Consider the following 12,167-nt stretch of genomic DNA (forward strand, 5'->3'; position numbering starts at 1 on the left):
CCTAGCGTTTCAACTAATCTCTAGAATCGTCGAATTGTTGAATGAAGTCGTATAATTCAACATTAAGATAATCCGCTAATCCAATTAAGTCGTGTCGTTGCTGAGCCGCGAAAGCCTGTCCAACAAGTTGATTCAGTGTATATTGTGCTTGGGGCGACAATTGACTAGAAAGTGCAATCAGTCGATCAATTACCTGTAACATTGATTCAGCGCCGAAGGATTCTTCTGCCAGTAAAAAATGCTTAGCAGCAGCACGTAAATCCATGAGTACATTATCGACATCTACTGTCATAACTTTGACCTTAAGTTTTTAATGTCCATATGTTGGCACCCCTTAATTTTGGCGCCGAGTGTACTGGTCGTGTGAAAAACGGTGTTGGGATGAACTCTAATATAAGCTTCGAGGGCATCGATATAGCTAATGAAACTAAGGCTGGTAGTTACCTTTTTGCCTTGGTTATTTAACACCCATTGGTGCGATGCTTGCGATGCAATGTGCATATTAAGTTCGCCATCGGCCCAACATGTATGGGTTTTATTATTGGGGAAACTCAAATCACAGCCAATTAAAAACACTTCTTTTGCTTGCATTTTTACTGCTAGGTCAACTGCTGGGTGAAGCACACTGCCTCCAGTATAAAGAGTATCATGATGCTTAATCGCTCGCAGACTGTCATATAAGGCGTGTTTGCCATAGGCTACAAATCGCTTTCCCTGCCAACGTATTAGTACCTCTGATGACAATCTTGGAAAATAGACTAAATTGATCCCCGCCGATTGAGTTGGCAACAGATGTGTCTCATTAATATCTGCATCGATACTCACTACTATATTCGGTCTAATACCATTTTGTAATAAAGGTTTTAATGCCGTATCAACGGCAATGATAAGTGGCCGATTTTTACGCTTAGAAATACACTCAAGCTGAGATAGCGCCGCCTCTAAAGAAGGGCCAGCACCGACTACGATGACTTGCTGTCGAGGTACAAGGTAAAGCTCGGAAACATCATCGTCTTGCTGTACTAGCGCTGTATTTTGCTGAAAGCGCGCCAGAATTTGAGGGTCTTGGGTTTGATGTGATCTTGCCGCAAAGAGAGTCTGGTAGTGGATTAATATTTTATTTCTTAACACTGCACCATCATCATCGGCTAACACCAATTCCGCTGAAGAGGTAATGAAAGGTAAGATTAATGTACTTTCTGGTGTGGCGAGATGCAATTCGCATTTAGGATTGGATAACCAATCGGTTTGATCGGTATAGCTGAGCACTAATTGAGTGATCGCCACATTAAGCAAGGTTACATTCAGTTTTTCTAGCGGGTAGCTAAGTAAGAGTTCTCGAGGTAAATCGCCTAAGCCTAAGCCATACAAATGAACGATATGACTATGAGAAGGTAACTGATCAATATTGAGATTCACTTCTGCCATACGGTCATGGCGACTGCTCAATTGAATACCATTAACGCTAATTGTTTGGTTTTGGCCTTGAACTAGGTGCGAATCTAGGTGGTTGATAGATTGGCTTTTAATTGTTGCCGCGACGATAGGCCAGCGACGTTCGATAATGGCAATGTTTGATGTGAACAGGTCGGTCATTCCGCATCCTCTGGAATTGCTTATTTCAGACGCCAGTTCGATCACTATCTGGTCTCTCCACAGGGACTCGAACCCCGATCGGCCGCTTAGGAGGCGGCTGCTCTATCCTGTTGAGCTATAGAGAGACGACAGTGATTATACTGGTTTTATCTCTGATTAAAAGGCTTATGATTTAGTTGCTTAAATCTTAAGCGCTATGTCGTTTATCTGCACATTGTAGGCTGCATTTTGGTCTAAAAGTACTGCTGTAGAGCTTTCTTCACTCACTTGTTCGATTTTTACCGTGGCTCGACTTTTGGTTGCGACTGCGCGCATTTCATTGAGTCGATCGGGTAGGTTTTGCTGTAATACGACTTGGAATTTATCCCCAACACGAATGCCATGTTTACGGCCGAGATTTAAAATGATCCTGTCCGCTTGGCGGCTCACGACTTGGCCGAGTAAGGGTCTGCAATTGAGTGTACTGTCTAAATCGTGGGTAGCCTGTTGCATTAACTTAGTAATATTTTTGCCATAGGATGATCGCCAGAATCTGTCCGTATTCGGGGCAATAATGGCTTGTTCTTCAAATTCCCATGGCGATGATGTGCTGTAGCTTTTACTCCAGACTTCTTCGCCACTGATCCCATGATAAAGGCTAAGTTTGAACTGGAATTGCCTGAGTGGAGCTTCATCCCAGAATCCTAGGAAGGTTGGCTGCAATGGCTCCATTGAGATATCCATGATTTGTGGTTGGAGGATATATTGGCTGTCGGTAATTTCACTGAGCCAGCTTGGGAGTCGATAACCGCGAATATCCACTAGATCTTGTTTAATATCGAGCAGCTCTTTAGCGTGAGTGTGGCTAAAACCTGTGGAAGAGTAATCTTCTATAACACTGCCTAATTTTTCTGAGATCACTTCTTCAAAGCCTGAAAGCTGTCCGTATCTGAGCTGAGTACGATCTTTGATTTGTGCTTGAGGGATTAGAATCGCGGCCTTTAATTGTCCATTTGGACACTGCTGCGTAGGATCATCATTTAGATCGAGTCGTAGGGACACATAAATTTTGTTTCCCTGGATTCGTTCGCTAACGAGTTGGATGCTGATGGCTTGGGCGTTGCGATTTATCGCGAAGTTATTCTGTGTAAGGTTTCCGTTAGAGGTTTGTTGTTCACTGGAGATTTGAATGCCTGTGCTTAATGTAGCGTAGCTAACGGCTTGATTAATTGCTTCTTCCCTTGCTTGAGCCGTATTACCATTGATAATAGTCGCTTCACCACTGGCTTCTATCCATTCGGCCCGAGTAGGCAAAGACAGCAGTGCAAGGCTCAAAATGATGAGCGAAGCTGAACGTGGTATGTGCATCAATACAATCCTTATCGCTAAGCTATTGGCGAGCTTGCTAATCGAGCCAGTTTCCTGACACTTAATCTAATATACCGACAAAGCAAATTTCATGCCTGAGTAACGAGAGTTTTCGATAAAGTTTCCATTGGCGCAGTCGATATACAGCGTATGAGCATAATATTGTCGGGCTGGAGCAATTTTGGTCCGAAGATTGCTGGCTTTTGTTACTCACAAAAATGAGACGCGTAGAGTGTGAGTGATTTAATTGCCAGTACACCCACAGATGAGGTAAATCCAATGCTAAAGCGTGTGATTATTCCCTTAACATTACTGATGTTAGGTGGATGTGTGGCTAAATCGGTTACACCGCCCAAGCCGAGTTTAGTGGATGGCAATGGGTTGCCGCCAACGGCAGTGATCAACCATTTAGCACAGCGAATTGTGACAGAGCTCGTTAAGCAAAATGATGCTCTGCGTTCTGATCAACCAATTGTTGTCGCAACCCCTGTATTAGTGGGTGACATGAATGGCACAAATGCGTTGGCGCAGCAGTTACAGCAAGGATTAATGACGTCGCTCCATAGCTTTCAGTTTAATGTAGTGGATTTAAATTTAGCTGATGGCTTGAGAGTGACGGCTAATGGGGATTTTATTTTGACGCGAGATTGGCAACAATTGTCGAAAAATCTTCCCGTTGAGCATCTTGTTGTATCGACTATGAGCCCCGTTACCAATGGTATGGCGATCAATACTCGGATTGTGAACATAAGTAACAATCGTGTGGTATCAGCCTCTCAAACTTTTGTGACTCAAAAAGAGTTGGCAAACTACATGCAGCCTTCGGAGCAAATTGTGTCACAAAATGGCATCTTATATCGTCAGGCGAGTCCAGGCATGAATGAAGTCCGTGTTTTAGGAGATGGAAAATGAAACGCTACCTTTTAGTTATTGCGGCGCTAATGCTAACTGGCTGCGCTGCTAAAGATAGATATGTGCAATGGGAAGATGTGCCGCCGCCGAGTTTTCCTAAGTTAACGGCCATAGGATATGCGCCCTTAGCGACTCAACCGGCTAAAGAGCAATCACAAAGAGTGTTGATGGCCATGCAAGCATCAAAAATTGTGGCCTATCGTGAATTAGCAGAACAAGTTTATGGGCAGAAAATAACGGCAAACAGCAGTGTCAGTGATTGGATGTTGACGGACGATAATGTTAAAGCGTCGGTTTCTGGTGTGATCCGTGGGGCGCGGGTCGTTAAGAGTTATCCAGCTGGCGATCATTATGTCACTGAGTTAGAACTGGATTTTTCACAGGTATGGGCGCTGTATCAACAACAGAGTCGTCCACAGCGAGTGAAAGAAGTCACGTATTTCTAGTCATTTCTACATGACTCTATTGAGCCGCGTACTATGCGAGTAGTTATGCGGCTTTTCTTTTTCTGCACAAGTATCAAAGTCTAATCTTTAATCAAAGCAGAGCTTAGAAGCGGGAAATACAGAGTGGAAATTGATGCGCCTGTTAGGCCTTTAAATCATTGCCTAAACTTGAGATAGTTGAGGTCTTGCCTTTATCGTTATACGTAAGGCTGGAGGCGTTTCTGCTAGCTTGTAAAGCTTGAGCGAAGCGATTCAGGCTGGCTAAATTCATCTCAATTAAACTGGCATTTTGATCGTTCAGTTCTTTGCATTCAGTTAATGCGTCTTTGACAACGGCCATTTTATGCACGAGTTCACTTTGCTGAGTGAGTTGAGACTTATCAGTGTGGTTTGCCAGAATATCGTCATTAGTCTTGAGTTCTTTCAGACATTGTGATTTTTCGTTAGCAAGAGAAAGCAGTAAATCGGCGTTTTGGTCAACCAAAGCGCCTTTTTCCTTGAGTATGATTTGCTTAAGAACAGCCAAATGGGCGTGTTGTAGATCTACCAGTTTAGCTATTTCAGTCATAGTTACTCTTTATTCAAGTCATTAAGTTCGGCTTCAAAACTTGCAATATTGGCAGCCAACTTTTCAGGGTCAATTTTATAGCGGCCTTCGGCGATAGCCTGTTTAATTTCGGCCACTTTCTTTTGATCAACTTCAGGAAGGCTCGCCATTTTAGTCTGAGCTCCTTGAAGTTGTTGCGCTTGCGCTGTAATCACCACTGAGTCGCTTCTTTGTGGTGTTGTCGATTTTGTGGCAACTTGAGCAGATTGATCGCTGCTAGTTTTAGTTGCACCTGAACGAACTTGTGTGGTCGTTGCAGTGTTGAGTTTGCTAATATCAATTGCCATTTTCGGCTCCAGCGTCGTGTGTACGGGATTTCTTAACTGGGGTATCGGCAGCTTATAAAAAAGCTTTAGATTATTTTACATTCTTACTTCAACTTCGCCAATGCCCGTGACTATAGCATCTAGTTCTTTGTTTGAACTGCTATTTTTGACTCTGATCCGATCGCCTTTATTGCCATCTTGTAGGGCTTCGCCCGCAGTTTTAAGTTCGAATGAGTTAGAACGAACATAAATAGATACCGAGTCGTTTTTACACACGAAGCATAAGTTATTGCTCAATATAGGATAATCCTTCGAGACGCGTCGTTTGACTCGCACACCAGCTAATTTACTTGGATCATCAAATTCAGCGCCCCGTAAACTATTTTGCTCAATGTAACGGATTTCAACTTGGCTAGGGGAGATGAGTTCGCCAGGTGCTAAGGTTTCAGTTGTGACAACAACGGGGAATAAAATATCCACTCTAACCGAGATATAAATTTGCCAAGGGTAAGCGAGCTCTTGCGTATTGCAGCTGACTTTTAGGGTGTTATTACGGCTAATTTCCCTGTCACTAGCCAATTCAACCTGAATTGGCGACGAACATTGTGACGGCAGCATTCTTGCGTCAACTATTTGCGGCGAAATATCGACTTTGGCATTCGCTGGCACGGATATCTTTTCTGAAATAAGCGCTTTAGCTAATTCTGAGATGGCCGATACGGTGGGAACAATAGGCTCTGCACTCGCAAAAGCGGGCATGAAGAGGGCGAAAACACTAAAAAAACAGACTAAATTTACTTTCATAATGAAGAGACTAGCTTGTAACGCCAGAATGCACCTATACTTTTATCAAGTTCGAAGCTGACCACTGTAATAATATTTTGCATCACTGTCAGAAGATTGACTCAGTTTCGACTATGTTTATCGATAGATAAGACGTAAGCAATTAATATGCCTATACTCAAACGAGTCATAGGGCCGTACATAAACAGAACAACAAGGCAGAGTTATGTCGAGTATTCTTGATTCAGTCAACAAACGAACCCAGCTCGTTGGTCAAAACCGTTTAGAATTGCTGCTTTTTAAATTAAACGGTCGTCAACGGTTTGGGATTAACGTGTTTAAGGTGAAAGAAGTACTGCAGTGCCCGCCACTGACAACTTTGCCTAAACTTAATCCTTATGTTAAAGGTGTCGCGCATATTCGCGGTACGACTATTTCAGTTATTGATCTGAGTGCGGCAACAGGTGGTAGACCTTTAGCGAGTACTGAAAACTGTTTCATCATTATTTCTGAATATAACCGCAGCGTTCAAGGCTTCTTGGTCAGTTCTGTTGAGCGGATTATCAACATGAATTGGGAAGCGATTATGCCTCCGCCTCAAGGCGCCGGTCGTTATTCTTATCTGACGGCTGTAACTGAGATTGAAGGTGAATTGGTTGAAATTCTCGACGTAGAAAAAATCTTAGATGAGATTTCACCGGTTAAAACCGCTATCAGTGAAGAAGCCAATGAAAAGCTGACCCTCGACAGAACCCAGCATTACCATATTATGGTTATCGATGATTCTGCCGTGGCGCGTAAGCAAATTATTCGTTCACTCGAGTCATTGAACTTACAAATTGATACCGCAAAAGATGGTCGAGAAGCATTAGATAAGCTTAAAGAAATCGCCAAAGAAATGGACAATGTTGCCGATGAAATCCCTCTCATTATCTCAGACATTGAGATGCCTGAAATGGATGGTTATACCCTGACCGCTGAGATCCGAGATGATCCTAAGCTCAAGCATATTAAAGTGGTACTGCACACATCGTTAAGTGGTGTATTCAATCAGGCAATGGTTCAAAAAGTGGGGGCCAATGACTTTATCGCTAAGTTTAATCCCGACGAACTGGCTGCTGCCGTGAATAAACACTTAAGTTTGTAAGTGCAGTAGTTAGTACCTAGATACGCTTTACGCTATAATCTCGACTTTATAACATGATGGTTTCGCACTGATTTTGGTGCTTGCTATAGGATTTAGGATGTGAATGTGCCAAATAAATCACTCGCTGAAGCTGAATATAATCAATTTAGGTTGTTCTTAGAGCAACACAGCGGCATCGTACTGGGTGAAAATAAGCAATATCTGGTGCGCAGTCGTCTAGCTCCTCTGATGGGGAAATATAACCTGCCATCCTTATCCGATGTGGTTAAGCATTCGATGAAGCCAACGGAACGTGCGCTTCGGGCTGAAGTGATCGATGCTATGACGACCAATGAAACCCTTTGGTTTCGTGATCGTTATCCATTTGAGTTATTGCATAACGTTTTGTTACCTGAGTACAGTCGTTTAGGTCGTCCACTTAAGATTTGGTCAGCCGCGTGTTCATCTGGGCAAGAACCCTATTCATTGGCGATGACGATTCTTGAGTATCAGCAGAAGAAGCCTGGTGCGCTTGCGGGCAGTGCGTCAATTCAAGCCACGGATTTATCGCCTTCCATGTTGGAACGTTGCAAAAATGCTGAGTACGATAGCTTGGCATTAGCGCGCGGTTTATCCGAAGAGCGAAAGCGTCAGTTTTTTGATGCTTTACCTTCAGGCAATATGAAGTTAAAGGATAATGTTAAGCGTTTGGTGAACTTTAGGGCACATAATCTGCTTGAAAGTTATAGCTTACTTGGTAAGTTCGACATTATCTTTTGCCGCAATGTGCTGATTTATTTTGCGCCTGAGGCAAAGGCAAAAATTTTGCGGCAATTCGCTGCCGCTCTTAATCCCAAAGGGATCTTATTTCTTGGTGCTTCTGAATCTATAGCTGGTTTAACGGATGAGTTTGACATGGTCCGTTGTAACCCTGGGATTTATTACCAGAAAAAGACTTAAGTCTGCTGCTTTAAAGAAAATTACCGACATTTGTCGGTAATTTTTTACCCATCACTTGCTCATCTCTATTGTTATTATCATTATTCCCCTATGTTGGCACATGAATTGCTTTATTTCCGTGAGTAACACGAGGAGGCAATTTTATGGCGATCAATTTTGATAATGCACTGGGTGTGCATCAGTACACTCTCGGTATTAGAGCGCAGCGAGCTGAAGTCATTTCGAGCAATATCGCTAACGCCGATACGCCACATTATAAAGCCCGTGATGTTGATTTTTCTGCGGCAATGCAGGCCGCCCGTGGCCAACAACAGCAGCGTAATAGTCTTGAAATGCAAGAGTCAGACAAGCATTTTGGTCTTGCTGAGTTGACAGGTCAATTTGTTAAGTTCCGTGTGCCAAATCAACCCGATACCGGTGATGGCAATACCGTTGATATCCAACAGGAACAATCGGCATTCATGCAAAATGCCCTTGAATATCAAATGTCATTAGGCTTTTTAGACAGTAAGTTTAGTGGCATGAAGAAAGCGCTGAGAGGGGATTAATCATGAGTTTATTTAGCATATTTGATGTTGCTGGCTCGGGAATGTCGGCTCAATCGGTCAGGTTGAACACCACTGCGAGTAACATAGCTAACGCTGATTCCGTCTCGAGTAGCGTAGATAAGACCTATCGTTCCCGTCATCCTATTTTTGAAGCTGAAATGGCTAAAGCTCAAAGCCAGCAACAAGCCTCTCAAGGTGTTGCGGTAAAAGGCATTGTTGAAAGTGATAAACCACTACTAAAAGAATACTCGCCCGATCATCCCATGGCGGATGCGGACGGCTTTATTTATAAACCGAATGTTAATGTCATGGAAGAAATGGCAGATATGATTTCTGCTTCGCGCTCATATCAAATGAATGTTCAGGTCGCTGAAGCAGCTAAGTCTATGCTGCAACAAACACTTGGGATGGGTAAATAACATGTGTTACTTAGGAGGTAAGCTGTGAGCCTCATTAATCAAATTAACCAAGCATCGACGCAGACGGCTCAAAATAAGAGTCAGTCAAATGCTGTGACGACCAACTCATCAACCAGTTCAACGGGTAATCCGTTTCTTGATGGCATAAGACTGCCAAAAGATTCGATAGTACCGGAAGCGAAAAGCCAACAGTTAACTCAAGATGACTTTTTCTCGTTATTAAGCCAACAGTTATCGATGCAGGACCCTTTTAAGCCTGTCGACAACGATCAAATGATTGCGCAGATGGCATCATTTTCGACCGTTGACGGTATCGGTAAGTTAAATGATCAAATAGTTAACTTAAACAGTGTTATGACTTCTAGCCAAGCACTGCAGGCATCGGGACTCGTTGGTCGTAAGGTGTTGATCCCAACCGATACAGGCAATATTTCAGCTGAAAGCCCAACGATGAAAGGTGTGGTCAGTACCCCTGATAAAATTCCAGAGATTACTGTGCGTATCGAAGATGAGAAGGGACAAGTTGTGACCACCTTTAAAGTCGATGGTAGCGATGGTGGTAACGTCGATGTGAACTGGGATGGTTTAGATAAGAATGGCCAGCCAGTGGTTGCAGGTAATTATACGATTAAGGCGAGTGGGTTAGTGGATGGAAAATCCCAAGAGCTGCCCGTTTCAACCTATGCCCATGTGAGCAGTGTTTCTTTAGGGACGGCCAGTACTGGCGCCATTCTCAACTTGAGAGGTGGTATGGGTATTAAGTTAACCGACGTGTTAGCAGTGTCTGAAACTTAAGTTTATACAAAATAATTTTGTAGAATCCGAATTGGGCGTTAGTTGTCCGCAATTGAATTGAGTCAAAAGTAGAGGTGAATTATGTCGTTTAACATTGCATTGAGTGGCATTTCTGCCGCACAGAAAGATTTAAACACCACGGCGAACAACATTGCGAATGCGAATACCATTGGCTTTAAAGAATCGCGTGCTGAATTTGCGGATGTTTACGCTAATTCTATTTTTTCAAATTCCAAAACAGCTGTCGGTGGTGGTGTCGCAACGAGTCAGGTCGCCCAGCAATTTCATCAAGGCAGCTTACAGCTGACAAGTAACTCCCTTGATATGGCAATTAAAGGCGGTGGCTTCTTTGTCACTGCCTCTGAGATTGGCAGTCTTGACCATTCGTTTACTCGTGCAGGGGCATTTAAAGTCGATTCAAATAACTACATGGTTGATTCTGCCGGTAATTTTTTGCAGACGTTCCCTGTGGATAAAGATGGTAACTCGACATCGGTAAGTTTGACTACAGCTAAACCAGTGCAAATCCCTGATACTGCAGGTAGCCCAATAAAAACTGAAAATGTCAGTTTACAAATGAATCTAAATGCTAAGGAAAGTACCCTTGACCCTGCTGCATTCGATCCTCTAGACCCTAAGACATACAATAACGTTACCTCAATGACTATGTATGACTCACTCGGTGAGCCACACATCATGACAACCTATTTTGTTAAGCCTAATGATGCCTCTTATAATGGAGAGAGCAATTGGGTGGCCTATTACGCTATTGATGGTAAACAAGTCGATCTAGATGGTGCTGCAGGTACTTATCAAACGGATACTACGGGCGATGGTAATCCTGACTCAACCAGTACAGCGCAGACAACCGGCGGTTGGAAGGGCTCTGTACTCAAGTTCAATTCTGTTGGTGTCTATACCGGTAGTGATCCAGCGGTCGTTAAGACTGAGACTTTAGGTGTGGGTGGTGCAGGCGTTTTAGGTGCTGGAGCTGATGGCACTCAAGACTTAACAATTAAGTTTAATGCGCCAACTCAATATGCTGCTCCTTTTGCGGCAACAGAGTTAACACAAGACGGTACTACTGTTGGTCGTTTAACTAACGTTGAAATTGGTGCTGATGGTTTAATTACTGCAAGTTACTCGAACGGTTCAAGTGTGCCTTTAGCACGGGTTGCCTTGGTTCGATTTGCTAACGAACAAGGTTTAACACAAGTGGGTAACACTTCGTGGAAAGCTAGCTTGAATTCTGGTCCTGCTCTTGCTGGTGAGGCAAATAGCGGTACTTTTGGTAGCATCAGTTCATCGGCGTTAGAACAATCGAATATCGATTTGACCACTGAACTGGTCGATTTGATTTCGGCGCAGCGTAACTTCCAAGCGAACTCTCGTACCCTTGAAGTAAACAACACGCTGCAACAAACCGTATTACAAATCCGCTAATCATTACATTGTATGACTAAGTGTTGCCGCCAGTGGCAACACTTAGCCTTTATCTAGCTGTCAATTCACTTCATTTTCCTATTCTTCAATTCTATCAGTAAATTAAAAGTCAATTTTGTTGGCATGATGCTTGCTTTGCTATTGTCATGTAGAAAATTTGACGGAGCAGTCTGTGGACAAATTCCTTTATGTCGCCATGAGTGGTGCCAAGCAAAATATGAATGAGCTGGCGCTCCGTGCGAACAACTTAGCCAACGCGAATACCGACGGTTTTAAATCCGATATGGCGCAAGCTCGCTCGATGCAGGCCTTCGGTGAAGGATTGCCGACAAGGGTGTTTGCGATGACAGAATCTCCGTCAGCAAATTTTCGCTCTGGCCCCATAAAAACCACTGGACGAGATCTCGATGTTGCCATTAAAGGCGACGGCTGGTTTGCCGTTCAGGCGAAAGATGGCAGTGAAGCTTATACCCGCTCAGGCAGTTTAAGTTTCGACTCTACGGGTTTACTACACAATGACAGGGGAAATCCTGTTATGGGAGATGCGGGCCCCATAGTGTTGCCGCTCCCTATTGAGAAGGTTTCAATTTCTCAGGATGGCATTATTTCTGTTCGACCTCAGGGCGCTACCGCTGAAGTGGTGGAAGAAGTTGGTCGCTTGAAACTCGTTAATCCCGGCAATGCGCAGATGATGCGTGGTGAAGATGGATTATTTCGACAAATGTCAGGAGAACCAGCACCAGCTGATCCTTTCGTCGCAGTTGAAAGTGGCGCAGTGGAAGGCAGTAACGTAAACCCTGTCGATGAAATGGTGTCTTTGATTGACCTTCAGCGTCAGTTTGAATTGCAAGTCAAGATGATGAAAACCGCGGAAGAAAATGATCGCGCTTCATCCTCATTAATGCGTATTAGTTAGGAG

At 43.6% G+C, this 12,167-nt stretch carries 15 protein-coding genes and 1 tRNA gene; 9 read left to right on the top strand and 7 right to left on the bottom strand.

Annotated elements, in window-relative coordinates; translation table 11 throughout:
- Window positions 1–13: 13 nt before the first annotated feature.
- The 4 genes from DYH48_RS05130 to DYH48_RS05145 form a co-directional block, all read right to left on the bottom strand.
- Window positions 14–292 (bottom strand): hypothetical protein, encoded by a 279-nt coding sequence (locus DYH48_RS05130; RefSeq protein ID WP_006085654.1) that lies wholly within the window; start codon window positions 290–292, stop codon window positions 14–16.
- Window positions 289–1,596: a motility associated factor glycosyltransferase family protein gene (locus DYH48_RS05135; RefSeq protein ID WP_006085653.1), complete on the bottom strand. Its 1,308-nt coding sequence runs from the start codon at window positions 1,594–1,596 to the stop codon at window positions 289–291. Before DYH48_RS05135 ends, DYH48_RS05130 begins: the two co-directional genes overlap by 4 nt.
- Before the next feature lie 49 nt (window positions 1,597–1,645).
- A tRNA-Arg gene (locus DYH48_RS05140) sits at window positions 1,646–1,721 on the bottom strand.
- 55 nt (window positions 1,722–1,776) lie between these two features.
- A complete protein-coding gene (locus DYH48_RS05145; protein ID WP_115334210.1) occupies window positions 1,777–2,943 on the bottom strand; it encodes a flagellar assembly protein FlgT in 1,167 nt (388 codons plus the stop codon).
- 279 nt (window positions 2,944–3,222) lie between these two features.
- On the opposite strand from DYH48_RS05145, the gene DYH48_RS05150 reads away from it, so the two are divergent.
- Window positions 3,223–3,855, top strand: a complete 633-nt coding sequence (locus DYH48_RS05150; RefSeq protein WP_006085650.1) for a FlgO family outer membrane protein — start codon at window positions 3,223–3,225, stop codon at window positions 3,853–3,855.
- Window positions 3,852–4,301, top strand: coding sequence for an LPP20 family lipoprotein (locus DYH48_RS05155; RefSeq protein ID WP_006085649.1), 450 nt, complete (start codon window positions 3,852–3,854; stop codon window positions 4,299–4,301). The genes DYH48_RS05150 and DYH48_RS05155 overlap by 4 nt, the downstream gene beginning before the upstream one ends.
- Before the next feature lie 142 nt (window positions 4,302–4,443).
- Here the strand turns inward: DYH48_RS05155 and DYH48_RS05160 are convergent, their stop codons facing one another.
- From DYH48_RS05160 to flgA, 3 genes are all read right to left on the bottom strand, one after another.
- Complete coding sequence (locus DYH48_RS05160; RefSeq protein WP_006082434.1) at window positions 4,444–4,869, bottom strand: flagella synthesis protein FlgN; 426 nt, start codon at window positions 4,867–4,869, stop codon at window positions 4,444–4,446.
- Window positions 4,870–4,871: 2 nt separating this feature from the next.
- Window positions 4,872–5,195, bottom strand: a complete 324-nt coding sequence (gene flgM, locus DYH48_RS05165) for a flagellar biosynthesis anti-sigma factor FlgM (protein ID WP_006082433.1) — start codon at window positions 5,193–5,195, stop codon at window positions 4,872–4,874.
- Between the two features lie 75 nt (window positions 5,196–5,270).
- Window positions 5,271–5,978 (bottom strand): flagellar basal body P-ring formation chaperone FlgA, encoded by a 708-nt coding sequence (gene flgA, locus DYH48_RS05170; protein ID WP_011847320.1) that lies wholly within the window; start codon window positions 5,976–5,978, stop codon window positions 5,271–5,273.
- Between the two features lie 205 nt (window positions 5,979–6,183).
- On the opposite strand from flgA, the gene DYH48_RS05175 reads away from it, so the two are divergent.
- The 7 genes from DYH48_RS05175 (at window position 6,184) to flgF (ending at window position 12,164) form a co-directional block, all read left to right on the top strand.
- The gene (locus DYH48_RS05175) at window positions 6,184–7,104 is read left to right on the top strand and encodes a chemotaxis protein CheV (protein ID WP_006082431.1); all 921 of its coding nucleotides are present in this window, start codon (window positions 6,184–6,186) and stop codon (window positions 7,102–7,104) included.
- 99 nt (window positions 7,105–7,203) lie between these two features.
- Complete coding sequence (locus DYH48_RS05180; RefSeq protein ID WP_006082430.1) at window positions 7,204–8,043, top strand: CheR family methyltransferase; 840 nt, start codon at window positions 7,204–7,206, stop codon at window positions 8,041–8,043.
- 143 nt (window positions 8,044–8,186) lie between these two features.
- Window positions 8,187–8,591, top strand: coding sequence for a flagellar basal body rod protein FlgB (gene flgB / locus DYH48_RS05185; protein ID WP_006082429.1), 405 nt, complete (start codon window positions 8,187–8,189; stop codon window positions 8,589–8,591).
- Window positions 8,592–8,593: 2 nt separating this feature from the next.
- Entirely contained in the window at window positions 8,594–9,010 is a 417-nt protein-coding gene (gene flgC / locus DYH48_RS05190) for a flagellar basal body rod protein FlgC (protein ID WP_006085646.1), read from the top strand.
- A 24-nt stretch (window positions 9,011–9,034) separates the two neighbouring features.
- A complete protein-coding gene (gene flgD / locus DYH48_RS05195; RefSeq protein ID WP_115334211.1) occupies window positions 9,035–9,805 on the top strand; it encodes a flagellar hook assembly protein FlgD in 771 nt (256 codons plus the stop codon).
- 81 nt (window positions 9,806–9,886) lie between these two features.
- The gene (flgE, locus tag DYH48_RS05200) at window positions 9,887–11,248 is read left to right on the top strand and encodes a flagellar hook protein FlgE (protein ID WP_006085644.1); all 1,362 of its coding nucleotides are present in this window, start codon (window positions 9,887–9,889) and stop codon (window positions 11,246–11,248) included.
- Between the two features lie 172 nt (window positions 11,249–11,420).
- Window positions 11,421–12,164, top strand: coding sequence for a flagellar basal-body rod protein FlgF (gene flgF, locus DYH48_RS05205; protein WP_115334212.1), 744 nt, complete (start codon window positions 11,421–11,423; stop codon window positions 12,162–12,164).
- The last annotated feature ends 3 nt before the right edge of the window (window positions 12,165–12,167 follow it).

It is taken from the genome of Shewanella baltica, from assembly GCF_900456975.1.
In the GTDB taxonomy this organism is placed as follows: domain Bacteria; phylum Pseudomonadota; class Gammaproteobacteria; order Enterobacterales; family Shewanellaceae; genus Shewanella; species Shewanella baltica.

Bases quoted from the DNA above. Each gene is read 5' to 3' on its own strand.
- flgE (WP_006085644.1), top strand. From the start codon at position 9,887: ATGTCGTTTAACATTGCATTGAGTGGCATTTCTGCCGCACAGAAAGAT.
- DYH48_RS05160 (WP_006082434.1), bottom strand. From the start codon at position 4,869: ATGACTGAAATAGCTAAACTGGTAGATCTACAACACGCCCATTTGGCT.
- DYH48_RS05150 (WP_006085650.1), top strand. From the start codon at position 3,223: ATGCTAAAGCGTGTGATTATTCCCTTAACATTACTGATGTTAGGTGGA.
- DYH48_RS05130 (WP_006085654.1), bottom strand. From the start codon at position 292: ATGACAGTAGATGTCGATAATGTACTCATGGATTTACGTGCTGCTGCT.
- flgC (WP_006085646.1), top strand. From the start codon at position 8,594: ATGAGTTTATTTAGCATATTTGATGTTGCTGGCTCGGGAATGTCGGCT.
- DYH48_RS05135 (WP_006085653.1), bottom strand. From the start codon at position 1,596: ATGACCGACCTGTTCACATCAAACATTGCCATTATCGAACGTCGCTGG.
- flgM (WP_006082433.1), bottom strand. From the start codon at position 5,195: ATGGCAATTGATATTAGCAAACTCAACACTGCAACGACCACACAAGTT.
- flgA (WP_011847320.1), bottom strand. From the start codon at position 5,978: ATGAAAGTAAATTTAGTCTGTTTTTTTAGTGTTTTCGCCCTCTTCATG.
- flgB (WP_006082429.1), top strand. From the start codon at position 8,187: ATGGCGATCAATTTTGATAATGCACTGGGTGTGCATCAGTACACTCTC.
- DYH48_RS05155 (WP_006085649.1), top strand. From the start codon at position 3,852: ATGAAACGCTACCTTTTAGTTATTGCGGCGCTAATGCTAACTGGCTGC.
- DYH48_RS05145 (WP_115334210.1), bottom strand. From the start codon at position 2,943: ATGCACATACCACGTTCAGCTTCGCTCATCATTTTGAGCCTTGCACTG.
- DYH48_RS05175 (WP_006082431.1), top strand. From the start codon at position 6,184: ATGTCGAGTATTCTTGATTCAGTCAACAAACGAACCCAGCTCGTTGGT.